This window comes from Ligilactobacillus ruminis ATCC 27782, assembly GCF_000224985.1.
GTDB classification, from domain to species: Bacteria; Bacillota; Bacilli; order Lactobacillales; family Lactobacillaceae; genus Ligilactobacillus; species Ligilactobacillus ruminis.
This window is the reverse complement of the sequence record NC_015975.1, coordinates 57,566-81,278: the sequence shown is the minus strand read 5'-3', so window position 1 is coordinate 81,278 and position 23,713 is coordinate 57,566. Positions and strand designations below refer to the sequence as shown.

Here is a 23,713-nt window from a genome sequence, read left to right as displayed (position 1 = left end):
ACAAAATTGAAAAATAGTGTGCATTTTTAATGCTCTGCCCCTAATTCATCAGACAGGAGGGCAAAGCTTATTTTTCCACAATTTTTCTGCGTTTACGGACACATCGATAAAAATGGAGCCTCTGTCTGTAAATGGCCTGCTTAAAAAATGGCGATTATGGACAAAATGGTCAAAAATGGCCGCTTGTCCGTAAGATTCCAGACGTTTGAGCCCCGGTTTTACGGACAAATCATTGGAAAAAGCCGGTTTGTCCGTAAATTTGCGCGAAATCTTGGATAAATCAGTTGAGCAGTACTGCTTCTTGAAAAAGTAGTTTTTATGCATTTAAAATTAAAAAGCCGAACGAAGTCAGTCGCAACTCGACCGCCTCTGTTCGGCATTTCATTTAATTCAAGTAAGAAACGGGACTTTTCTCCGGCATTCTCACTATTTATTGATCTGCAAATTTTGAAACGAGTTCTTGCTGAACTTCATAAAGTTTTGGCGTGATGAACACCGGATATTCATCCGCATTGAGCAGGCGCTTCGTTGAATGCGGAAGCAAATCGAGCTGAGATTTGCTGAACTTTTGGATCTCAAAGACGTTTGGAAGATCGATTTTGACTTCAGTCCCGTCCATAGCTTCTTTTTGAAGAGGAACCGCCGTAAAGTTTGCAAGATGACCCTTTTGTTTCGTTGCCAACGGATCAGCCTTGAAAGCCGTGAGTTCGGACGGAAGATCCTCGTCACGAAGCGTGATAATATCGGCAAAGGCTTTGCCTGATTTGTTGTCGATCAAGCGATATGTCTGCTTGATGCCAGGAAGCGTCAACTTGCCCTTGCTTTCCGAAACTTTGATCTTCGGAATGAGCTTGTCGCCTTTGATAACGGCAGAAAGCTTGTAAACACCGCTCAAAACAGGCGAAGACGAGCTTGTGATCATCTTTTCGCCGACGCCGAAATTGTCGATCGGAGCACCTTGTTCGAGCAGGGACTGGATGATGTTTTCGTCAAGCGCATTTGAAATCGTGATTTTGGCATTCGGGAAGCCTGCTTCGTCCATCATTTCACGGGCTGCTTCAGCAAGTTTTGTTACGTCGCCTGAATCAATCCGGATACCGAAATTGCCGTGTCCTTCCGCCTTCAATTCGTTGAAAATCTTAATGGCATTCGGAACGCCTGATTCGAGCACGTCATACGTATCAGCCAAAAGCGAGCAGTTGTCAGGATAAATGTCTGCCCAGGCTCTGAATGCGTCGTATTCGCTGTCGAAAGCTTCGATCCAACTGTGCGCCATCGTTCCTGCAGCCGGAATTCCGAATTTTTTGGCCGCAAGCAGGTTGGAAGTGGAACTTGCGCCGCCGATTACGGCTGCCCTTGCACCGTAAGTAGCACTTGAAGGACCTTGGGCACGACGAGCACCGAATTCCATGACGCCGCGCCCTTTGGCTGCAGCCGTGATTCGACGCGCCTTTGTTGCAATCAGAGTTTCGTGATTGATGATGCTCAAAAGAAGCGTTTCAAACAGCTGTGCCTGAATCAGCGGTCCTTGAATCGTCATTACGGGTTCGCGCGGGAAAATCGGAGTGCCTTCCGGAACGGCCCAGACGCGGCAACTGAATTTGAAATCAGCCAAATATTCGATAAAATCATCTGAAAAAAGGTTTAACCCCTTCAAATACTCGATGTCTTCTTTTTCAAAGTGGAAGTTCTTGAGCTCCTCGACTGCTTGCTCAAGCCCTGCCAACACTACAAAACTTCCATCGTCGGGCATCTTGCGAAAGAAGATGTCAAAAACGCCTTCTTCTTCGCCTAACTTCTCCTTAAAACCGTTTGCCATCGTCAGTTCGTACAAATCGGTCACTAATGCCCAATTGTCTGCATCCATGAGATTTCCTCCTATTTAAGTCGCAACCACCTTTATTCTCCAATAAAGTAGATACCACTTTTATATTGAACCTATCTTACACTAATTTACTTTGTTTTGCAACTTTCATCATCTTCGACTGATTTTAAAGCGTAAATCTTGGCTGGTCGTCCTGGGCGTTTTTGGACGGTTTCCGTCCCGATTTCCTTTAACAGATGCATATGCGTTTTTCTGAAGTTGGAATTGTCGATTGCGTCGACTTTTTTCATCAAAAACGGTGCATAAACGCAGCGAGCCTCGCGCATCGTAAACGTCGATCCCAAAACCAGCAAGACGTTTGGTCGGTAGTTGAGCTTATTGCGAATTCTTTCGCAAGCCACTTTGAAGATCCAGTCGTAATCAAATGCGAGGTGCGTTTTGGGATCGTACTCTGCATTTTCATAATACTTCGCCTGACTCGTCGCTTCGCTTGCTTTAAAATGCAGTGCTCCGTTCCGCACCACATAGTGACCGTCTTCTGCGGAGAACGCAAACCAGCGCGCATCGGTTGCTCCGTATCCGGCTTTGAGCGGTGGCATTTCAGGAAGAAACGTCATGTACGCCAAAGACAGGATTCGGTCGCGCCCCCGGCCGGAACGCATCGGATTCGTGAAAGTCGCCAACTGTTCGGTATGGATCGCAGACAGATTCAGTCCGATTTTTTCGCGAACCAGCCTAAGCGCTGCCGCATCCGCGCTTTCTTCCGTTCTCAAATATGTTTCGGGCATTGCCCATGCCCCTTTTTCGGGCTCATTTGCACGCTTAACGAGCAGCATGTTGACTTGACTTGTTTCCCGGTCAAAACTCCAAATAACATTAACGATGTTGATATATGGTCGTTCCAACAATTCCGTCTGTTCGCTCATGATATTCTCCCTTTCGATTGATACCTACTTATAATTATATCTTAAATTAAGAGTCATGTGTACTCAAAGCAACACCAATGGATTATAATATAGGTAAATATTTTTTAAGAAAGGCGGAATTTATAATATGCTGCATATGATTCCTGACAACATGGAACAGGTCGAAGAAAAACTCGCTTGGATGAAGCAAAACGGCTACGAACAAACCACCAAACAAGACGTCATCAACGATATGACCAGGGACGGCGTGCAAGACATGCTGGATACGGCGCTTGAAGGGCCTTATTGGACGGCACGCTGGGAAGAAGCAGGCCAATTGCTTAAAGTTTGCGGACCTGTCGGCGACGTTATCGGAACTTTAAAACCTCGTGATGAGTACGATGATTTTGAAAGCGACCTTGAAAACAATGCCATCCTCTTTTGGCGCAATCTTGCAACGCAAACGCAAAAACTCATCGGTCATGACTAAAAATGAGAAGAATATGCGGCCATTAATCATTGTCTAGTCAATTGATGATAAGTTAAAATGCATTCTTTACAATCAAGTACACGCTTACATTATTGATATAGATATCTTTCTAGATTAGAAATACTCTTTTCTGCTTGCAACTACTTGAAATTGTGATAAAATGTTAGTAATTTTTACAGAAAGAAGAATTACTAACAATGGTTAAAATTAAACGTGCTCCAGTTGCTGGTTTGAACTTGCTCGAAGGCGAAATTGTCAAAAAAGATCTCAAAATTTCTGGCATGAGCTTTAAAAACGTACCAGTTATTCCTGAAGTAAAAAACGATGATACTAGCTATCACGTTTCTGAACCTGTCTACAAGCGTCTTTATACGTTGCTTCGCAGTCGTTGTTCCAAAGTTGTTGATTTTGACGATTTTTCATACTAATACGAATATCAAACATAAGACAAAGAGGCCGAAAAAGGTGCCTCAAATTGAAAACCCGGATGATTTGCAGTCAATTGCAAACCATCCGGGTTTTTTCGTATATATGACAATCTTTGTATATAATGGAAACAACCAAAAAGAGTCTGTCAGTAAATTGAATGGGAGCTTGCTGCGCTAATTGAGCAGACGCTGCATTTTGTAAAAAAGTCTCACGCTTTAAATTAAGAAAAAACTGAATTTTTTCCAAAACTCTTTTTGCTTTTCAAATGTGAATCAGACTTCGATACCGTCAATCGAAAAGCGAATCTCCGGAAATTCTTTTTGACCGTCTTTTCCCTCCATAAATGCCAAGGCTTCGCGTCTGATTTGCGACAAGTCAACGCCTTGCTGCTTGGCAGCAAACATGCACCCGCAGTAGCATTGACGATAGACGTCATATTCCTTGCACATTTCAACGGAACGAAGGTAGCCGTTTCCTTTCTTGAAATCGCTTGGCAGATAATGCACGTCGTAAAACTGCTGAACCTCGATTCCAACGGAATTGATTACTTGAGAGTTCTTGTGCGGGCTGATCGTCAGCGTGCTGCCAAAGTAGTCAAACCCAAGTTCCACGGCCTTTTTTGCAACCGTATCAAGTCGATAGTCAAAACAGGCACGACACCTTTTGCCGCCTTCAGGTTCTTTTTCAAGACCTCTTACGGCTTCAAAGTATTCCTGCGGCCGGTATGGTGCGGCAATAAATTGAACGTGATTGCCTGTTTTTTCGTTGAAATCGTGAATAAATTTCTGTTGGACGTATTCTCTTCGTTGATATTCGGCACGAGGATGAATGTTAGAGTTGGCATAGTAGATGGTTACTTCAGCAAATTCAGTCATGCGCTCCAACGTCGTAGTGCTGCACGGAGCACAGCAGGCATGGAGCAGAATCTTCGGCCGAATCCCAGCTGTTTGCCAATTCTGAACCATTTTCATCATGACCTTGTCATAATTGATTTTTTGGTTCAGATTCATTTTCTCAAGTATTTCCTTAAGATCAATCAATTCAAATTCTTCCTTTCATCGTTTTTGGACTGGATGCAATTATCTTTATCAAAAAAGCTCAGGTTTGCAACTTGAAGAATCGGCTGTCCCCCCCCCGATCACGATCGGGGTCTTCGTTAAGATTACCGCCATCAATTATAGTGAAAAATCAGCTTTCATGCAAATGTTCCACGTGGAACAATAAACGAATGTTTCACGTGAAACATTATCCGTTCTTGTCCGAAACACATCTGAATAATATAATGTCTTACAGGAGGAAATCATATGAAAAAAAATATACCGCTGCTTGTTTTCGGGCTCTTCATCTTAATTGCGCTGGCTTTTGTGCTGTGCACGCTGACCGTTTGGGCTTTCATGTCGAATCAAGGCAAAACTCTTCGCCTCATTTTGATGTTGGGAGCATTCTTTTCATGCAGTGCATCAATTACCGTTTTAACAATTTTGATTACGCACTGGATTTCACGACTGAAAAAAAATCAAAAATAAAAAGGCTCCGGTTCTCCGGAGCCTTAAGCTTCATCATCTCAAATGACGCAGCCATCCTATAAACACATCTAATGGACGCCCCATCGTAAGCGCCTTTTCCAAATCGCTCGCAATCGTTGGTTTCTTGCGTCGCTTATTTACCGCATACGACTGAATACGTCCGAAAAGCTCATCTGAATCGAGCTCTTCTTCAAGCAGTCTTTCGCGAACCCATGCGCAAATCGCAACAAACTCCCGATCTTTTGAAAATTTTTCATTTCTGAGACGTTCATCAATCAAACTGATGACGTCTCTGGTACGATCTTTTGTAATCACTTTGATCACCTGCCTAGCAAAACCGAATCCGGCAACCATCTAGGGTAATTGTAATCCATTTCTGTAAACGGTGTCAAACTTTTTGGACAGATCAAAGAAAACGTTTCAACAAACACCAGTCAATTGCTAAGGAGCGGTCATCATCCACTGATTCAATCCATTCGCTAGTCCCCTTCGTGATTGCAATCTTCTAAAATCAGCTGATTTTAGAAGAATCCTTCAAGCTGCATAATTCAAAAAAGTATTCGTCCAAAATAAAGCCATGCTTTACCCTGAAAGCTAAAAACCTCAGGCAGACGCTTCAGTAATCTGCCTGAGGAACGTGATTTAACGGGAGTCGAAAAGAGGGAGTAACCGGGACAGCTTCTAACATGCTTTGGCGAATCACGGATGAAAAACTGTGCAAATCGAAGAACAGCACCTCGAAATCAGCACTGCATCCAGAATAATTCGCACGCTGCCATAAGGAATCAACAAGCTCTGACCTCTTTTCGCATCATTGGAAAACAATATCTTGATTCGTCTGAATCTCAAAGCTAACATTCCCTACTCTTTGATTGTAAACGCTTTCTTTGTAAAATGCAAGCTCTTCGCCTTGACTGATGACGTTCGATTCAATCAAAAAAGTCCCGTTTCTTACTTGAATTAAATGAAATGCCAAACGAATGCAGTTAGTTTGCGACTGCTTTTGTTCGGCATTTTTTAAATACGGTGCTGCTTAACCGATTCAGCCAAAATTTCATCCAGCTTTACGGACAAAGTGCCATTTTTCGCTGATTTGTCCGTAAACGACAGTGATTCTGCCAAATAAAGCACATGATAAATCAGCGCACTAATAATTTGCCGCCTGCCTCTTTCAGGTCATTTCCATCATTGCAGGCGCTTGTCACGTATACGCAAAAAAACCGGATCAGCTTTGCGATTGATTGCAAGCCATCCGGTTTTTCAATTTAAAGCATAGTGTTTTCTCAGCCTTTTTTCAGCTAATGATGATTTTTAACAATCCAAATTTTTTCGTTATCCTGAGCAATGAAACTCTTTTGCTTCTTCTTTGGATACAGTGCTGCATTTTCCTGTCGGAGCTTCTTAATTCCGGCACGGACGCTCAGATGGTCATTTTTAATGCAATAGACGTTTCCTGGAAGATTTGTGAACCTGACTCTCCCCCGTTCATCCGATTGGACGATGAACTCTTTTTGGTTGCGATACAGCTTGCGCCTGCCGTTTCTGGCAAAAAGCCGGAAAGCTTCGCCAACGACAGGTTTTCCGTCCGCATCGACAACGATGAAATCAAGGTTGATCTCGCGCTTTTTAAGCAAGCCGCCGTGGATAATTCTGTACAAAATATAAAATACAGAAAAAATCGCCATGACGCATCCTAGCATAACGGCCGCTTGAATCAGGTTGTTCATTAGGGATGCACCTTCGACTTCACGTGCAATCTTCTTCGTATATGGAACTCGATACCCAGTCACAAGCATTCGATGAGAATTGATCATGTACGGTGTGCACGTCATCAGTGTCGCCAAATCCTTGTCCTTGACCGGAAGAAGCGATTTGACTTTATTTGGCTTGATGACCTTGATGTTGTAAACCTTGTAGGCCATATTCTTTCCATAAACGCTGATTACGAACAAATCGCCCTTCTTGACCTTGTCAAGGTCCGTAAACAGCTTGCGTTCAGGCAGACCACGATGGGCAGCAATAACTGTTCGCTTTCCTTTTCCGCCGGTCGGAAACGATGACCCTTGCAAAACGGCCGCGCCATAATTGAGCGTGTCGGCCGTCGTCAGATTAAATAACGGTACGTTAACGTTGATTTTCGGAATTACGACCCGACCCAGCAAATGCTTGCGCAACTTCTCGGCATTCATGTTGTCTGTCCCGCGAAACGGGTCTTTGGCAGCTTTTTTAGCAGCACGTTCATTTTCTGCTCTGAGCTTTGCAAGTTCTTTCGCATTTCTTTTGGCATCAAGTTTCTGGGCTTCTTCAATACGTTGATTATCAATAAAATTATTTATCGATTCAACGTAGAAAGGGTATAGCATAATCAACAATCCTGCCAAAAAGACAATCATCAGCAAAACTTGAATCCAAAAACCATTTTTCGATTTCTTCTTTTTTTCAGCCATTCTTTTTCCTTTTGATACTCAATTGACATTACGTTCAGTTTAACAGAAAAAGGGATCGGAAAATTCATTCCCGACCCCCAAAAATTGGTATATGAATAATGAGCTATTTAGTTGTGATGAATAGAATCACGAATCAGATGTTTTCACGACGGTTGCGGCGTGCAATCATAGTACCTGCAGCACCAGCCATTACAACGACACCTGCAACGATGAAGAGAACGATACCCATGCCGCCTGTTGATGGAAGGAAGCCGCCCTTCTTCGTGTTGGAAATCTTTTGACCGTCAGCTGCTTGAACCGTCTTGTAGCTGTCCTTTGCAACCGTGAACAAAACTGGATCCTTAAGCAAGTCGTAGCCTGTAGGAGCTTTAACTTCTTTTACGGCATATGATTCGCCGGCTTCAAGCGACTCAGAATACTTCAAACCTGCAAATTCAAATTGACCGTTTTCGCCAGTTGTCTTCGTAACAACGTTTGTGTTGTTCGTATCAAATGTGTAGCCATCTTTTTCATTGCCGTGAGCATACTTGACAACTTGACCGTTCTTAACGATAACAAGTTGGAATTGTGCACCTGCAAGCGTCTTTGATTGGTTAGAACCATCAACCTTGACGAACTTCTTGCCGCCTGTGAAGACTTCTTCTGACTTGACTTCGTGGTGTGCTTCGTTGTCAACCTTGGCAGTAGCCTTGTTAGGAATACCAGTGTCAATCAATGTAAGATCTTCAATGCTGAGATGACCCTTAACAGTTGTCTTGAGCGTCTTGCCGGCAAATGCAGCAAGATCTGCAGCAGGAATCGTGATCGTGAAGCCGTTGTCGGCATTCTTCTTAACAGTATACTTGTTGCTTGCAAGACCTTCGATTTGAATCGTATCAGCATCCATGATCAGGCCCTTGCTTGGGTTATCAGTAATCGTGTAGACTTTCTTGTTAGCAATATTCCAAGGAACAACCGTTTCGATAGTGTAGTTGATCTTTTCGCCGGCAGTGAAGTCGTGGTGTGAGCGATTGTCATTCAAAGTCTTCTTGTCTGATTGCTTAACGTTCTTTGGATAGATGTTGATTGACTTTTGAACAGTCTTTCCGTCTGCTCCGTAAATCGGCATTGCCAAAACGAACGGTTCTGCTTTTTGAGTAATGTTTGCAGGAGCATCTGTTTCAGCAAAGAGGTATGCCTTGTAGTTTCCGTTTGCGTCTCTCAACGGAAGGTTTGCAAATGATGCAAGACCACCGTTGGCAGTTGTCTGTTTGCCAACAACCGTTGCCGTCTTTTGAAGCGCATCAGCCTTCTTTGCAACTGCAGCACTCGCCGTCTTGGCTGCATCGGCAGGACTTTCATTCTTATCGCCGGTTGCCGTCTTGTATTCATTTGCATATTCGCTTGTTACATCGTATGCCGTAAATTCAACGCCATCAAGTGCTTCGGCATTGTTCTTGGTCAACCATGCATTGATTTCGTCTTGTGACTTGCTGTTGTCAATCTTGTCAGAAGGCAAAGACTTGTCAAATACGTATTTGTGCAACGTAACGGTTGCCGTTTCCGTTGACGTTTCTGCAGCCTGTGCGGTCTTGACGCCAACAGCACCCTGCAATGCCAACGGCAATGCAAGTAACAATATTGCTAATGCATTTCTCAATTTCCTATGATTCTTCATTTTTAATGCTCCTCTTTATAATTTCTTCTCTTTGCGCTTACTAAAACAACTAAACATATTATTCCTATGCCGAGCAATGCCATAATCGATTTTGATTCACCAGTTTGCGGCAACATCCCCCATAACCCTTTTTTCTTGACACTTTTCGGTGTCGTTGGCTTGCCTGGAGTATTTGTCTTGCCGGAGTTGCTTGGCGGATTCTCAATACTGTAATTATAAATGCGCGGCTTGGCGGCACTGACTGCCCCATCAGACAGTTTTTGATCATAAAGTCCTTCCAAAGCTGTGCCGTTGACTTTAACGCCGTCAGACATCTTCTTTGGAATATAAACTTCGATCTTGCGTGCTTCATCGGTAATCCTGTATCCTTTGGGTGCCTGAACTTCGCTGAAGTAGTAGGTGCCAGGATCAAGACTCTCACGGTCATACATGACCAAACCTGCCGAGTTGGACGTGAATTTTGCAATTTCATCGTCGCTGAGCGGAGAAGCACTTGCCTTAAAACCGCCATTATTTGTGCAATATAATTTTATTGAACCGTCCAAGCGGTACAAAACAAATTTTGCATCGCTCAACGGTAACTCTCCGCCGGCGTTTTTGCCATATTTGAAGAAATAGGCTGAACGCTGCACGAGCGAAGTTTTACCTTTGATTTGAAACCACATCCGACCTTGATCATCAATTTTGAAGTCATCATTCATCAAAAAGACGAATGGGAGGGTAAAAGTTCCGTTGTCCCCTGCATTTTCAATGACTCCGTTCTCATCGGTCTGAACGATCAGGTACGCATCGCACCTGGGAACGATAAAATCGATCGAAGAATTTGCCTTGTTTCCGGTCTGTCGACTGAGAGGCTTCAAGCTATGCTTTTCAATGAAGTTCTTAGCATAACTCTGACCTACGAGCGGGAATTTTGCGGTAAATTCCTTTGGATCATCAGCTTCATTAAACTGATCCGAAATATCATATATTTCGAACGTCGGCGCTCTCAGTTTGGTAACATCTGTTCCTGAAGGAAGATTGAGTCCCAAACTGATATGGATGTGAATATTTTTTGAGTGATACCCGTTGTCGAATCAGCTGATGCTTGCCCGGATCCTGCGAATACAGCAGTCATAAAGGCAACGATCATGAACAATAATTTTAATACTCTCTTCATGATCACACCCCCTTTGAACTGCGAATCCGTCGCCAGATGAGCACCTCAGTCAGGGCACACGCAACAACGATCAGCAGCAATCCCAATGCTTCAAACAACAATCTGCCCGGTCCGCCTGTTTGAGGAAGCATCCCTCCGACAGGATAATTCAAAACCTGAAGCGTTGTCGTTTTTTTCTTCTCAGGATTCATGGCAATGATGCTTGCGTAAGCAGGATTTTTAATCTTGTTGCCGTCAGCATCTGTAATCGTAATCGAAGATTCCTTATCCTTGACGTCGCTCATGTTCTTTTTACTCAAAATGAAATAAATCGGAGTGTCAAGTTTTATATAGCCTGATTGCGTTCTCGTTTCAACGAGCTTGTACCGACCGGTAAGCAAGCCTTTGTAGCTGATTCGTCCGTTAACGCCTGTCGATACGTCTTGAATGTACGGTATCCACTTGTCGTCTGCCAAACGATACAAATCAAAATGAACGTCACGCATGACCTTCTTATCGATGGCATCGCGTTTCAAAATATCGAAGTCGACATTATATCCAGTAATCGTAGCATCACCGGAAGTATGCGTCACTTCCTTATCTTTATCAACCTTCGTATAAATAACCCTGTTGTCCAACCCCTCGATTGATGCGGTATTGGCTACGCGATCCTTTCCTGAAGTCAAAATCTTTGTCTGATATTTGATTCTGTAAGGCCGACTGATATAGTTGGCCTTTTCGCCAGGATTATTCTTTTGGTCATCATTGAACGTGATAATCATCTGTTGAGTGACTCTTCCGTCGGAAGTAGTATACGGAACAATTTTCGCATTGTATGCCGACTTCGGAAGCGGTTTGCTCGAAAGCTTGTCATGCCACTGATCTAATCCTTCATATCGATATACTTCAATCGAGTCTTCAACGAAAATCTGCTTCCCATCAAGAGTATCCTTGATGGCACCGTTAGGATAGGTGACATACGCCTTGTTGGCGTCGATCGTCCAGTTCACGAGACTGTTGTCATCATTGTCGACCACGCCATCTTTTTCAAGTGTTTTCTGCCAATGCCAATAATCGCTTGTAGCACTGCCTTTCTTGTCATTTCCTTGATACAAATCAGCGTAATCAATATAGTGATTCTTATTGCTGGTGTATCCGACCGGTCCAAGTTTTACGCCATACGAAATACAGTATTGGTGGTCCGTATCAGGCAAATGGATAATCAGAAGCTTTGCAGGCGACGTATAGGTCTTTCCGTCCTGATTGTACGTTGTCGTCGTTTCCTGAATCTCTCGTCTGACTTGACTCGTAACATCCTTGTTGTCAGTCAGGTCTTTAACCTTGATTGTTGATGCCATCAGAGTCTGGTCACCAGTAATCGTATCCTTGACCACATAGTTGCTCATCGGAAGCTTTTCTGCATTGACGTAGACATCCCAATGCAAGAGACCGTCTGTTCTGTGGACCCCAGAATTGCTCTTTCCAATCCCGATGTTTTTAGAAACTCCGCCGTCAGCAGGAACACTGTCTCTCGTTTGCTCATTGCCAAACTGTGCCCAGTTCCCTGATTCTTGAGAAGAATCGCGTGTCGTCTGATACCTTGCTTCATAAAGCGCAGCCGGTGCTTCGCCTTTAAACGTAATCTTGAAGCCTTTGTATCCGCCTTCGCCTGATTTATTGTCTTCTTTAATCGTATATTCGCCAGGGTCAACCAAAATATTCGTATTCCAGTCTCCAGGTCCGCTGCTTCGATAGACCTTGACGGTATTCAGTCCGCCCACCAGGTTAAGCTGATTGCCGCGATTGGTATAAAAGTGATCTGTCAAAGTCAGATTCTTGAACGCCTTAAAAGCATTGTTGCTTGCCGCTTTATAGAATTTTACGGACCAGTCGATCGTATTTTCGGTAACGTTCCTGTGCTCCTTGTAAACATGCTCTTTTACTTGATCGTACCAGATGCTGCTTTCGCCTTCATTGTCATGTCCGTCTTTGACGTGATTCCTGATTTGAGCGCCTTGCCATAACCAATCCGGCAAAATCGATCTGTAGCGAATCACATACCCTTTGCCGTCTGAATTATTAATCTTGATCGTTGCAACTTTACAATCAGATTTGGCTGAATACACAATGGAATATTCGCTGCTTGAAAGCTTGCGACCAATATTGATGTTGTTCTTATTGTTATTGAACGGATTTCCGTCAATTGATGAAGCCTCATAGATTTCAAAACTGTTCTTATCAAACGTTCCACTGTACAAACTGTCCAACAAGATCGTGCTGTCGCCGAACTTGTGACCGACAAGGTTGTAGTAGATCGTCCAATCAACTCTGTTGCTGTCTTTTTGGACGCCATTTTTAACAATCGTGCCACCCTTGTTCCACCAATTTGCCCAAAGTTCCTTGGACGCATCGGCCAGATGTTTGTCGCCATCATATGAGGAAACCTTATTGCCAACCTTCGTTGCCTCACGATTACCGGAATAATTCGTAATATCCGTTTCATATTCTACACGATATGCGCCCTTGATTTTGTGCTTAAAATGAAGCTCATAACTCATGCCATCGGCAGACTTGACGATTTCATATTCTTGCGGATTAACTTTTTCCTTGCTGTTTTCGATGACTCCGCCATAAGAATCAAGTCGAACGGAATAAACATCGAAACTGTTATAGTCGATTTTATGTTCAGAACATTGACCGTCAGCACGATACAAATTGTCTTTCAAAACAGGATTCTCAATATCGTTTAGCCCTTTGTTGAAATCAATCGTCCAATGTGCTCGCTTCGGCTGCCAGCCGTTCCCGAGAAACCAGCCGTTTTTTGTCACGTCCCCGAATTTTTCATCCGTATGCTGCTTGATTTCAACATTGTAAGTCGTACTGTCTTTCAACGGAATTTTGATCTCCTGACGATTTTCTTTGGAAAAGCTTTCAATATCCAAAGACGACTCGAGGTGTATTGTCCCTTTGCGTCCCTGAATCTTTTTAATGTTATCGTTAAAAGTCATGACCAACGGATACCCGTTGTTTTCATTGTCAAACGTGCCGGACATCTGCCATGTCCCAAATCCCGTTCCGTCTTCATTCTTGAGCTTGCCATCACAGGAATTATATGCCTTGAAAGCCCTTGGAACATAAATCGTATATGTGTCGCCCGGATTGATGTCCGTATTATCAGAAAAACTGAAATTATAATCAACCGATATCTTGTCGCCGTCCCTTAATATGTATACATCATTATTCTTAAGTTCCTCTGATGTCGAATCTTTATGACTGACCATAATTTTTACGCTGTCAATAAAACTGACGGTATTGTTTTGATTCAACTCAACCGCAGCATTTGCCTTTTCGCCGTCGAACTTCCCCATGGCAAAAACAATCGCAAATACCGTGGCCATCGCCCCCAAAAGCCAGAGCAGCTTTTTAAATGTTTTATTTCTTTCCATATCAGTTGCTCTCCATTCTTATCTATCACTAACCAACAAATACTTCAAACATAACGTCTGAAAGATACCGTCATCAGACAACCTCTCTTCGCCAAACAACCGTATCTGCCCCAAAAAGAAAATCCATCTCTCCACTAAAGATTGAATCGTCCATAATAAATGATGTATACCAATAAACGTTTCAGGAACTCGTTCAAGTTTCCAAAACAACCGTTGCAAACTACAAATTGAATTCTTCTTAAAAATTCAAACATAATTCACAAATCTTTCACCTTGAATTATAGCACAGCAAAAATCGTTTTCCAACAAATAAATTATAGAAAAATTCATTTTTGTTCACAAAAATAGCACATTTGTTAAAACACACTATTTATTTTCTTCTAATCGCCAACTTTTTGTCAAAAATGACAAAAATAACTATTACAGTAATGTGCTTATTTTTATTTTATTTCATATTAAATTAAAGCAGATGCTTTTTTTTAAATGAGTCTGCAATGGACTATATGCAGCATTACAAAAAAACGTATTCGATTACAGCTTTAATATAATGCTGGCGTTTGCTTTTTATCTTGAACGGATTTTAATAATGTTGTTCTTGTAATATAGCAGAAGAACAATTCACATTTATTTCATTTTTTACGATATTTTCTCATATTTCGGTTATTTCTAAACTTATTTTAATCTTGATAAAAAATGCCACTTTTCGTATTAATTTAAATAAATGAACTATACCACTTATCAAGGACTTGATTAAAAAATTTCAGAACATCTTAAACGCACACCAGCTAAATTCCTTATAATCCTCAATAGTGTTGCTCAAATTTTATTCTGATTTTTCATAAATTCATCACAGTCCAACTTATCAGATGCCATTCCAATTCGTGATTTTGAAATTATTTTCATTCTTAATTTGCCTCCTTAAACCTTTGATATTCAAAGATTTGTGCAATGGTCTCAGATTTTATTTGAAAAAAATAAAATATTTCTATTGCATTTTTAATAAACCTTGATATAATGAAGTCATTCAATGCAAAGCAATCATGCAAGTCTTGGAAATAAGTCAAAGGAGGTCGGATGTCATGAAGCAATGCAAGGTGAATAACGTAGCGTCATCTCGAATTATTAGCCTAGTCATCTCCTTGTGTGGTTTCGTGCCATCTGATGTCTCGGCTTAGTTAGAGTGCAAGAATTTCAGATCCGGCACATGCACCAAGGCGGCGCTGGATCCTTATACCCGAATTGGACCCCGATGCCGGCTTAGTGCCAGTATCGGTTTTTTTATCATTCAGATTGAATGATTGCTTCCCGCTGCGAAAGCCATTTTGAGGAGGAGTTACTTATGACAGATACAAAAACAGTAGATCTTGATTGGAACAACTTAGGCTTCGCCTATATGGATCTACCATACCGCTACCGCGCATATTGGAAGGACGGAGAATGGCACAAGGCTGGCCTGGTTGAAGATTCATCCATTACGATTAATGAAGGTTCTCCTATCATCCATTACGGTCAAGGATGTTTCGAAGGCATGAAAGCATACCGTTGCAAGGACGGCAGCGTCAATCTTTTCCGTCCGGATCAAAATGCGGCTCGAATGCAACGCAGCTGTCAGCGTCTTTTGATGCCGGAAGTTCCGACGGAGATGTTCGTTGATGCTTTAAAGCAAGTCGTTCGTGCCAATCAGGCATACATTCCGCCATATGGCACCGGCGGTACTCTTTACCTTCGTCCGTACATGATCGGCGTTGGTGAAAACATCGGTGTTCACCCAGCAACGGAATACATCTTCTCCGTATTTGCAATGCCTGTCGGCAACTACTTCAAGGGCGGCCTGACACCGACGAATTTCCTTGCTGCTGATTATGACCGTGCCGCACATAAAGGTACTGGTCAATCCAAAGTCGGCGGCAACTATGCAGCCAGCCTTCTTCCTGGCGATATTGCACACAAGCGCGGCTTCTCAGACTGCATTTACCTTGATCCGATTGAACATAAAAAGATTGAAGAAGTTGGTTCGGCTAACTTCTTCGGCATTACGCGCGACGGTAAATTCGTGACGCCTAAGTCACCATCTATCTTGCCTAGTGTTACTAAATACTCTCTTCTTTACCTTGCTGAACACAATCTTGGCATGGAAACAGAAGAAACTGATATCTACATCGACCAGCTCGATCACCTTGCAGAAGCAGGTGCTTGTGGGACGGCTGCCGTAATTTCACCAATCGGCGGCTTCCAAGTGGGCGACAAGTTCCACGTCTTCTACAGTGAAACAGAAGTTGGTCCCGTAACCAAGAAACTTTACGACGAATTGACGGGTATTCAATTTGGCGATCGTCCGGCTCCTGAAGGCTGGATCGTCAAAGTACCTCTTGACTAGTATCAGAATTTAGTACACGCTCGGGCAGGAATAACATCATAAAGATAATTCTTCCTGCACTGAGTTTTGATAGAGCTCAGTTTGACTGAACTCTATTTTTTAGGCTTTCAGTAAATGTGTAGTTTTTTTAAAAGTTACTTAATAAGGTCTTCATTTTTTATTTGAGAGTTATTGAGAATTATTATAGGGGGTAATTATATGAACGTCGATACATCAACTACGAGTACAAACAAGCCAACAACCAGAGATTACGTTTATCGGGTTTCCGCTGCTGTCGCCAATGCTATTTTAGTTACGCTCGGCATCGGACTCTTATTCCAGACTATCGCACAATTCATTCATTGGCAGCCGCTTTATGATGCAGGAACGATGGGGACGGTTCTGCTCGCGCCTGCACTTGGCGTCGCGGTCGCCTCGCAGCTTGACGTTAATACGCTTGTCATCTTCAGTGCCATGATTTCAGCAACGGTCGGTTCAAACGCAGTACATTTTACGACAAAAGCGGTCAACGGAACTTCTGCCGTCGGCGGCACGCTTCTTCAAGCAGCCGGCAGCCCTTCATTTTCAACCGGACAGCCTGTCAGTGCCGTTGCCGCAGCATTGATTGCTGCACTTGTCGGCAAATATCTGACCGGTAAAACGCCGCTCGACATGGTTTTGGTTCCTTTTGGGGCAACGACCGCCGGAACGATTTCAGGCTTGGGACTTGCTGCCGTTACAACGCCGCTCTTGCTTGATATCAGTCGATTCATTGAGCAATCCATGCACGTCAATCCGATCTTGGGGTCTGTCTGCGTTTCGCTTGCATGGGCATTATTCTTGATGTCGCCGGCTTCTTCAGCAGCTCTTTCGATTGCCTTGACGCTTGATCCGATCAGTTCTGCGGCGGCACTTATCGGAACAACGTCGCAGTTTGTGGCTTTCACTGCAATGTCATGCCGACAAAACAACCTTGGCGCAAACATCGCTCAAAGTCTGGTAACTCCTAAGATTCAATTCCCAAATATCGTGCTTAATCCTTACCTGCTGATTCCATCGCTTGTTTCGGCCGTGGTTTCAGCACCGGTTGCAACCGTCCTTTTCCATTTCCGCTCAAACTACACGCTTGGCGGACTTGGACTCAACTCGCTGATTGCACCTTTGGCATATGCTGCCAAAGGCGTTGGACCATTTGCGGTTTACATGTTTACTGGCGTGGTCTTGCCAGCGGCAATTTCCGTTTTCGTTTACCTGTTCATGAAACGGTCAAACCTGATCGGAGAAAATCAGCTTAAACTTCAGGTTATCTGATTTACGACATAACTCTTTGCTTGCTGAGTCAGCGGGCCTGCCAAAAGCAGTTATCTGATTCAGCAAAACATAATCCTCAATCTCTAAGAGGCCGGAACCATTTTCCGGCCTCTTTTTTGCAAACGCCGTAACGACATATAAATTGAAGCAATCAGCTATGATCAAATCATAAAAACAGGTGCCTTTTTTGCAGATGAACCGCTCAAAAGATGAATGATTGCGGGCAAATATCAATGAATCACATTTTGCCCGTAATCCATGGCACCTTTTAAGATTATGGAATTAAAAACGAATGACAAAAAGGCAGTCGGGCCCTTGTTTGGGTCTCGACTGCCTTTTTTAACTAAAATCAATATTCTTATTCTTTGACGTCTTCTTCTTTTGTACGCGCAACCAACACGTCGCATCTGGCCGAACGAATCACGTATGCCGCAACAGAACCAACGACCAGTCTTTGCAAAAAGTTCTTGCCGGTTGAACCGACAATAATCAAATCATTTTCATATTCGGGTTGGAAATCTTCAACGATAACCAGCTTAGGATTGCCGAAACGCAGGTGAACCCTGATTTGTTCCGGCTTGAGCCCTGCTTCCTGAATTGCTTTTCTGCGCAGTTCAAGCAAATATTCTTCGCTATCGTGTTCGATCTCGTAAATCTGCTCGCCGTCAAGCGCAATTCCTGCTCCGCCATATTCAAGCGAGTTAAGATCCATGACCCTCAGCACGTCCAAATGTGCATCGTTGCGCTTGGCAACTTCGATGGCTTCTTTTAAAGCAACTTCTCCGCCTTTTGATCCGTCAAGCGCAACCAAAATATTTTCATATTCGCATGACATATGAATCACCCTGCCTTTCTTCCTATATATCACTTTATATTTATAATAGCCCTAAACATAAGAATTTGCAAGCCTTTTCACTTTTTCGTCAAATGCAGAATTTTATTGCTGCTTCAATATTTCGAGATGAGCTTTGCGCAATTCATCTACTTTTGTCTGCTCCAAATTGCCAAGATCATAAAGCTTGTCTTCGATCGTTTCCAGAATCTTCATGCGATCTTTGACGTCGGCAACAAAATCATACTTATCGCCATCGATGATCAACAGCGGAGATTCGTCATATTCGTCCATCCAATCGTCATAATGGCTGAGCAGACGATGGTAATAATCAACAAGCGAAGGATCTTTTTCAATCTGTTCGTAATCTCGACCGCGCTTGATGATTCGCTTGATCATCGTTTCGTATGAAACTTTGATCGTAATCATGAGATCCGGCGACTTCTTATGCGCAGCATACGGCAGTTCTTCCATCATGTTGTTCAAAAGACTCTTATAGATGTCATACTCGACCTTGGTCGCATTTCCCATCTCGGTATTCATCTTCATGAAGATTTCGTCTTCATAAATCGACCGATCCAAAATATTGTTGTCGTTTTGCATGGCTTCTTTGATCATCGCAAAGCGACGATTCAAAAAGTATGTTTGTAAAAGGTAGGCATACGGATTCGTCGCATCTTTCTCACCGGCTGCGCGTTTTTTGGCCGCAATTTCGTTGCCCTTGTAAAAAATCGGCAGCACCGGATTATCTTCAACGGGTTCATAATATGCCTTTGTTCCAAGTTCCTTTGACAAGATTTCCGTCAAACTGGATTTTCCGGAACCGATAATTCCTGATAATGTAATCAAAATAGTAGATGCATCCTTTCTGTAGCTTAAATGCAGTGCTCTAGATTTCATAAGCAATCGCACATTGCGCTCTTTCAATCATACACTCATTTCGTTTAAAAATAAAGCACATCTAGTGTTTTGTTTCACAGCATGGCACAAGATATAGAGAACGCAGTCTATCAACCATAAAAAGGGTTGCAAAATATTTTTGCGCAATGATAAACTAACATTAAATTGCAATGTAAGGAGAATTTAAATGAAATCCGTATACTTGGCATCGCCATTTTTCAGCGATAAGCAAAAAGAACGCATCTATCAAGTCAAAGAAGCACTTGTCAAAAATAAGACGATCGATTCGGAAAAAATTTTCATCCCGCACGAACATGAATATCAGGAAGCAGAATTCGGCAGTTTCGAATGGCAAAAAGCAACCTTCCAGCTCGATGTTTCACAAATTTATGCGGCCGACCTCGTTGTTGCAATCGTCGACTATAAAATGGAAGAAACTAAGGAAAACGAACCGGACTCAGGCACCGCCTTCGAAATCGGCTTCGCATACGGCACTCGCACTCCGGTCGCCGTCGTTCAGTTCGATCCGGAAAAAGAAGTCAATCTGATGATCGCCCAGGCTTTGACCGCATACTTCGACGTTTCAAAAGACGGGCTTGAACAATTGGCAACATATGATTTCGACAAAATGATTCCAAAATTCACGAGAAGACCCGTAATTTAAATTTTAGCCAAAAAGACTGGGAAAACTAAAATCCCGGATGATTTGCAATTAACTGCAGATTATCCGGGCTTTTTTATGCAGCGCTGGATGATTTGCGAAAATGCCAGCTTTGCCCGTAACCGAGGTCTTCCTTTTACGGGCAAATCACAGAAATCGACGTCTTGCCCGTAACCGGGGTCTTCCTTTTACGGGCAAAGCTCAGAAATCGACGTTTTGACCGTAACCGGGGTCTTCCTTTTACGGGCAAATCACAGAAATCGACGTCTTGCCCGTAAGCCCCATCTTGATCTTGACGCATGATCAACAGGCGATTCGAAGCACTGCATTTAGCAAAAATGGGTAAAATTTAATGCCGAATGCAATAATTCGTCCAGCACCGCCCAGTGAAAAAATTTTTTCAAAAAAAAGCATTTCACACTTGTGCTATATCACAAATGTGATATAATAAGAAACGTAGAGGTGAGGTCCGATGAGAATCGACATCAAAGCCTACTTGTCCGCCAAGAAATTGACGATCTACAAAGTGGCAAAGAAGTCGGGCTACGGGTACACCACCCTGCATAAGTCATTCAACAAGCGGCAGACCAGCGCAACCTCGCTGAACCTTCGGGACCTGGATGCGTTGGCACAAGCATCGCAGCAATCGATGTGGGAAGTTCTTCGCGAATTGGAAGAAAGCTACTTGTCGGATGATGACTAATTTTATAGCCCGCACTAAGCTCTTGTCAGTCGCCGCCGGTTTTCTGATTTGAGCTTTTTTGTGCGAAAGAGTCACAAAAGAAATGAGGTATGTATTATGGCTAGATTTTCATCAGATCCATTTTCAAGCAGCATGGATGACATTTTCAATCAATTAATGGGCGAAATGAACGGATTTAACTCAGAGAGCAGTCGCTATCTGATCAACGGACGCGAAGTAACGCCTGAAGAATTTCAACAGTATCGTCAGACAGGAAAGCTGCCGCAAAATAACATGAAAACAAAAAATACGGTAAAACAACCCGAAAACGGAATTTTGGCAAAACTTGGTCGAAACTTGACGCAAGAAGCGCGCGATAATAGGCTTGATCCGGTTATCGGACGCAACAAGGAGATTCAAGAAACCGCTGAAATTCTCTCACGCAGAACAAAGAACAACCCCGTCCTTGTCGGAGACGCCGGCGTCGGCAAGACAGCCGTCGTTGAAGGCCTGGCACAAGCCATCGTCCACGGCGACGTGCCGAATGCGATCAAGAACAAGGAAATCATCAGCATCGATATTTCATCTCTTGAAGCCGGTACTCAGTATCGCGGAAGCTTCGAAGAAAACATTCAAAAACTCGTCAAAGAGGTCAAAGATGCCGGCAATGTCATCTTGTTCTTCGATGAGATTCACCAGATTCTAGGTGCCGGATCTTCCGGTGACGGCAACGGTTCGAAGGGACTGGCCGATATTTTGAAACCGGCCCTTTCACGCGGCGAAATCAGCGTCATCGGTGCAACGACGCAAGACGAGTATCGCAATACAATCATGAAAAATGCAGCATTGGCACGGCGTTTCAATGAAGTTCAGGTCAAGGCTCCAAGCGCAGAAGATACGTTCAAGATCCTCCAGGGAATCAGAACTCTGTATGAAAAGCACCATAACGTCGTTTTGCCGGACAGCGTCCTCAAAGCTGCCGTCGACTACTCGATTCAATATATTCCCCAACGCTCCTTGCCTGACAAAGCCATCGATTTGATCGACATGACCGCGGCTCACCTTGCAGCCAAGCATCCCGTGACTGACGTCAAGGCGTTGGAAGAAGAAATCGAAAAAGAACGTCAAAAACAAGATGAGGCCGCAGCCAAAGAAGATTTCAAAACAGCGCAGGAAGCCAAAGACAAAATCAAAGAACTTCAGGCAAAAATCGACAATCAATCAGAATCTCAAAAGGTCGAAGCAACGATCAACGACGTGGCCAAGTCCGTTGAGCGCTTGACGGGCATCCCCGTTTCCAAGATGGGAGCAAGCGACATCGAGCGTCTGAAAGGCATCGGCGATCGCTTAAGAGGCAAAGTCATCGGACAAGATGAAGCCGTCAAAGCCGTTGCCAGAGCCATTCGCCGCAATCGTGCCGGCTTTGATGAAGGAAACAGACCGATTGGCAGTTTCCTGTTCGTCGGACCAACGGGTGTCGGCAAGACCGAACTTGCAAAACAGATTGCGCTTGACATGTTTGGCAAAAAGGATGCGATCATCAGACTCGACATGTCCGAATACTCCGATCGAACCGCAGTTTCAAAGCTGATCGGAACGACCGCTGGCTATGTCGGATATGACGACAACAACAACACGCTGACCGAACGAGTCCGTCGCAACCCATATTCGATCGTCTTGCTTGATGAAATCGAAAAAGCCGATCCGCAGGTAATCACTTTGCTGTTGCAGGTTCTTGACGACGGTCGTCTGACTGACGGTCAGGGAAACACCATCAACTTCAAGAACACGGTCATCATCGCCACGTCAAATGCAGGGTTCGGCAACGAAAGCCTGACAGGAAACGACAAGCAGGACGAAGATATCATGAAACGTCTCGCCCCGTACTTCCGCCCTGAATTTCTCAATCGTTTCAACGCCGTCATTGAATTCTCTCACCTCACGAAGGACAATCTCAAAGACATCGTTGAGCTGATGCTGGATGACGTCAACAAGACCCTTGCCAAGAAAGGCATTGATCTGACCGTATCCGATGAAGCAAAGGACTACCTGATTGAAGAAGGCTACGATGAAGCAATGGGCGCTCGCCCGCTCCGTCGCGTCATCGAACAGCAGATCAGAGACAAGGTTACGGATTTTTACCTCGACAATCTCGACGTCAAGCATCTCGAAGCTGAGATGAACGACGGCGAGCTGGTCATTAAAGAACGCGCATAGAATCGTCAAATAAAAGAGAGCGGGTTACGGTTTCTCCTTGGCTTGAATAAAATGCCGAACAAAGGATGTCTTTGTCCGGCATTTTTTAGTTTGGCTGACTTTTTGTCAAATGCAGTGCTGCGCATCCCCTGCTCAATCGATGCATCAAGACTATCTTATGAGCAATACGTTGATTTCTGAGATCTGACCGTAAAAGCCGGTCATCGATTACGGGCACGCCCACTAAAGCTGAACAAGTCGAACTATGTATATTATATTATCGTATACAGGAATATGTTTTGTTTGGTGTATCGAAGAAAATAAAAGTAACGACATTGTATGTTACGAAAGTGATATACAGTGTCGTTATTTTTATGCTACAATGCGGATATGAATTTAACAAATCGGAATTTATGGAGGAAAATCAAATGGATATTTGGGAAAGAATGTATGAAAAGGCGAAAGAGCAATATCATCCAGAGGAAGTATCTCCCTTTATATATGCGCACAATGTAGTTTGTGCAATAGAAGCTGAAAACGGAGATATCTATACGGGATTTTGCATTGAAAGCTGCTGCGGAGTGATGAATATTTGTGCCGATAGACTTGCCGCACTGAATATGTATGCTAACAGTGGTCAGACAAGAATGAAAAGATTTATAGCGTTCCGTGACAGTGCGCCAAACGGAGGTGGGAGCGGTATGCCTTGTGGTGCTTGTCAGGAATTATTTTATCAATTAAATGAAGCGAACGAAGATATGGAAATCATGGTCAATTATGAAAAAAGAGAAACCGTAACATTAAAAGAACTTATGCCGAATTGGTGGGGAAAGGAACGTTACGCTGAGGCAAAGAGTAATTGACAACTTCCAGTTTATCGCACTGTTTGTGAACTACTCGGCCATAAATGAC

The 23,713-nt window shown here is 43.5% G+C and carries 20 protein-coding genes; 9 read left to right on the top strand and 11 right to left on the bottom strand.

Features of this window, described 5'->3' with window-relative positions; translation table 11 throughout:
- Positions 1-430: 430 nt before the first annotated feature.
- Together LRC_RS00365 and LRC_RS00360 are read right to left on the bottom strand one after the other, a co-directional pair.
- A complete protein-coding gene (locus LRC_RS00365; RefSeq protein WP_014072688.1) occupies positions 431-1,867 on the bottom strand; it encodes a nicotinate phosphoribosyltransferase in 1,437 nt (478 codons plus the stop codon).
- Positions 1,868-1,953: 86 nt separating this feature from the next.
- Positions 1,954-2,751, bottom strand: a complete 798-nt coding sequence (locus tag LRC_RS00360) for an NrtR DNA-binding winged helix domain-containing protein (protein WP_014072687.1) — start codon at positions 2,749-2,751, stop codon at positions 1,954-1,956.
- 127 nt (positions 2,752-2,878) lie between these two features.
- Between LRC_RS00360 and LRC_RS00355 the strand changes: the two genes are divergently transcribed.
- Complete coding sequence (locus LRC_RS00355) at positions 2,879-3,220, top strand: hypothetical protein (RefSeq protein WP_014072686.1); 342 nt, start codon at positions 2,879-2,881, stop codon at positions 3,218-3,220.
- Between the two features lie 197 nt (positions 3,221-3,417).
- Entirely contained in the window at positions 3,418-3,648 is a 231-nt protein-coding gene (locus tag LRC_RS00350; RefSeq protein WP_014072685.1) for a hypothetical protein, read from the top strand.
- A 273-nt stretch (positions 3,649-3,921) separates the two neighbouring features.
- On the opposite strand, the gene LRC_RS00345 is transcribed toward LRC_RS00350, so the two are convergent.
- A complete protein-coding gene (locus tag LRC_RS00345; RefSeq protein ID WP_041819726.1) occupies positions 3,922-4,689 on the bottom strand; it encodes an epoxyqueuosine reductase QueH in 768 nt (255 codons plus the stop codon).
- Between the two features lie 264 nt (positions 4,690-4,953).
- Here LRC_RS00345 and LRC_RS00340 point away from each other — a divergent pair, with 264 nt between their 5' ends.
- Positions 4,954-5,175 carry a hypothetical protein gene (locus tag LRC_RS00340; RefSeq protein WP_041819724.1) on the top strand — a complete coding sequence of 74 codons (222 nt, stop codon included), beginning with the start codon at positions 4,954-4,956 and terminating at the stop codon, positions 5,173-5,175.
- 33 nt (positions 5,176-5,208) lie between these two features.
- On the opposite strand, the gene LRC_RS00335 is transcribed toward LRC_RS00340, so the two are convergent.
- The 6 genes from LRC_RS00335 to LRC_RS00310 all read right to left on the bottom strand — a co-directional run bounded on the left by LRC_RS00335 (position 5,209) and on the right by LRC_RS00310 (position 13,863).
- Positions 5,209-5,490: a hypothetical protein gene (locus LRC_RS00335; protein WP_014072683.1), complete on the bottom strand. Its 282-nt coding sequence runs from the start codon at positions 5,488-5,490 to the stop codon at positions 5,209-5,211.
- Between the two features lie 496 nt (positions 5,491-5,986).
- A complete protein-coding gene (locus tag LRC_RS00330) occupies positions 5,987-6,151 on the bottom strand; it encodes a hypothetical protein (protein WP_258414367.1) in 165 nt (54 codons plus the stop codon).
- A gap of 322 nt (positions 6,152-6,473) precedes the next feature.
- Positions 6,474-7,622, bottom strand: a complete 1,149-nt coding sequence (locus LRC_RS00325; protein ID WP_014072682.1) for a class C sortase — start codon at positions 7,620-7,622, stop codon at positions 6,474-6,476.
- 133 nt (positions 7,623-7,755) lie between these two features.
- Positions 7,756-9,279: a SpaH/EbpB family LPXTG-anchored major pilin gene (locus LRC_RS00320; RefSeq protein WP_014072681.1), complete on the bottom strand. Its 1,524-nt coding sequence runs from the start codon at positions 9,277-9,279 to the stop codon at positions 7,756-7,758.
- Positions 9,280-9,281: 2 nt separating this feature from the next.
- Positions 9,282-10,310 (bottom strand): prealbumin-like fold domain-containing protein, encoded by a 1,029-nt coding sequence (locus LRC_RS00315; protein ID WP_014072680.1) that lies wholly within the window; start codon positions 10,308-10,310, stop codon positions 9,282-9,284.
- Positions 10,311-10,440: 130 nt separating this feature from the next.
- Positions 10,441-13,863, bottom strand: a complete 3,423-nt coding sequence (locus LRC_RS00310; protein WP_014072679.1) for a collagen binding domain-containing protein — start codon at positions 13,861-13,863, stop codon at positions 10,441-10,443.
- A 1,339-nt stretch (positions 13,864-15,202) separates the two neighbouring features.
- Between LRC_RS00310 and LRC_RS00305 the strand changes: the two genes are divergently transcribed.
- Both LRC_RS00305 and LRC_RS00300 read left to right on the top strand, forming a co-directional pair.
- Positions 15,203-16,240: a branched-chain amino acid aminotransferase gene (locus LRC_RS00305; RefSeq protein WP_014072678.1), complete on the top strand. Its 1,038-nt coding sequence runs from the start codon at positions 15,203-15,205 to the stop codon at positions 16,238-16,240.
- A gap of 198 nt (positions 16,241-16,438) precedes the next feature.
- Complete coding sequence (locus LRC_RS00300; protein ID WP_014072677.1) at positions 16,439-17,530, top strand: PTS sugar transporter subunit IIC; 1,092 nt, start codon at positions 16,439-16,441, stop codon at positions 17,528-17,530.
- Between the two features lie 358 nt (positions 17,531-17,888).
- Here LRC_RS00300 and LRC_RS00295 read toward each other — a convergent pair whose 3' ends face one another.
- Positions 17,889-18,365, bottom strand: coding sequence for a universal stress protein (locus LRC_RS00295; RefSeq protein WP_014072676.1), 477 nt, complete (start codon positions 18,363-18,365; stop codon positions 17,889-17,891).
- 102 nt (positions 18,366-18,467) lie between these two features.
- Positions 18,468-19,211 (bottom strand): deoxynucleoside kinase, encoded by a 744-nt coding sequence (locus LRC_RS00290; RefSeq protein WP_014072675.1) that lies wholly within the window; start codon positions 19,209-19,211, stop codon positions 18,468-18,470.
- A gap of 238 nt (positions 19,212-19,449) precedes the next feature.
- Here LRC_RS00290 and LRC_RS00285 point away from each other — a divergent pair, with 238 nt between their 5' ends.
- The 4 genes from LRC_RS00285 (at position 19,450) to LRC_RS00270 (ending at position 23,664) form a co-directional block, all read left to right on the top strand.
- On the top strand, positions 19,450-19,926 hold the full coding sequence (locus LRC_RS00285; protein WP_014072674.1) for a nucleoside 2-deoxyribosyltransferase: 477 nt from the start codon (positions 19,450-19,452) through the stop codon (positions 19,924-19,926).
- A 469-nt stretch (positions 19,927-20,395) separates the two neighbouring features.
- Positions 20,396-20,626: a hypothetical protein gene (locus LRC_RS00280; RefSeq protein ID WP_014072673.1), complete on the top strand. Its 231-nt coding sequence runs from the start codon at positions 20,396-20,398 to the stop codon at positions 20,624-20,626.
- Positions 20,627-20,722: 96 nt separating this feature from the next.
- A complete protein-coding gene (locus LRC_RS00275) occupies positions 20,723-22,822 on the top strand; it encodes an ATP-dependent Clp protease ATP-binding subunit (protein WP_014072672.1) in 2,100 nt (699 codons plus the stop codon).
- A gap of 407 nt (positions 22,823-23,229) precedes the next feature.
- Entirely contained in the window at positions 23,230-23,664 is a 435-nt protein-coding gene (locus tag LRC_RS00270) for a cytidine deaminase family protein (RefSeq protein WP_014072671.1), read from the top strand.
- The last annotated feature ends 49 nt before the right edge of the window (positions 23,665-23,713 follow it).

Coding starts and splice junctions, on each gene's coding strand:
- LRC_RS00365 (WP_014072688.1), bottom strand. CDS start 1,867: ATGGATGCAGACAATTGGGCATTAGTGACCGATTTGTACGAACTGACG.
- LRC_RS00295 (WP_014072676.1), bottom strand. CDS start 18,365: ATGTCATGCGAATATGAAAATATTTTGGTTGCGCTTGACGGATCAAAA.
- LRC_RS00325 (WP_014072682.1), bottom strand. CDS start 7,622: ATGGCTGAAAAAAAGAAGAAATCGAAAAATGGTTTTTGGATTCAAGTT.
- LRC_RS00285 (WP_014072674.1), top strand. CDS start 19,450: ATGAAATCCGTATACTTGGCATCGCCATTTTTCAGCGATAAGCAAAAA.
- LRC_RS00320 (WP_014072681.1), bottom strand. CDS start 9,279: ATGAAGAATCATAGGAAATTGAGAAATGCATTAGCAATATTGTTACTT.
- LRC_RS00305 (WP_014072678.1), top strand. CDS start 15,203: ATGACAGATACAAAAACAGTAGATCTTGATTGGAACAACTTAGGCTTC.
- LRC_RS00275 (WP_014072672.1), top strand. CDS start 20,723: ATGGCTAGATTTTCATCAGATCCATTTTCAAGCAGCATGGATGACATT.
- LRC_RS00280 (WP_014072673.1), top strand. CDS start 20,396: ATGAGAATCGACATCAAAGCCTACTTGTCCGCCAAGAAATTGACGATC.
- LRC_RS00300 (WP_014072677.1), top strand. CDS start 16,439: ATGAACGTCGATACATCAACTACGAGTACAAACAAGCCAACAACCAGA.
- LRC_RS00355 (WP_014072686.1), top strand. CDS start 2,879: ATGCTGCATATGATTCCTGACAACATGGAACAGGTCGAAGAAAAACTC.
- LRC_RS00340 (WP_041819724.1), top strand. CDS start 4,954: ATGAAAAAAAATATACCGCTGCTTGTTTTCGGGCTCTTCATCTTAATT.
- LRC_RS00350 (WP_014072685.1), top strand. CDS start 3,418: ATGGTTAAAATTAAACGTGCTCCAGTTGCTGGTTTGAACTTGCTCGAA.
- LRC_RS00270 (WP_014072671.1), top strand. CDS start 23,230: ATGGATATTTGGGAAAGAATGTATGAAAAGGCGAAAGAGCAATATCAT.
- LRC_RS00310 (WP_014072679.1), bottom strand. CDS start 13,863: ATGGAAAGAAATAAAACATTTAAAAAGCTGCTCTGGCTTTTGGGGGCG.
- LRC_RS00360 (WP_014072687.1), bottom strand. CDS start 2,751: ATGAGCGAACAGACGGAATTGTTGGAACGACCATATATCAACATCGTT.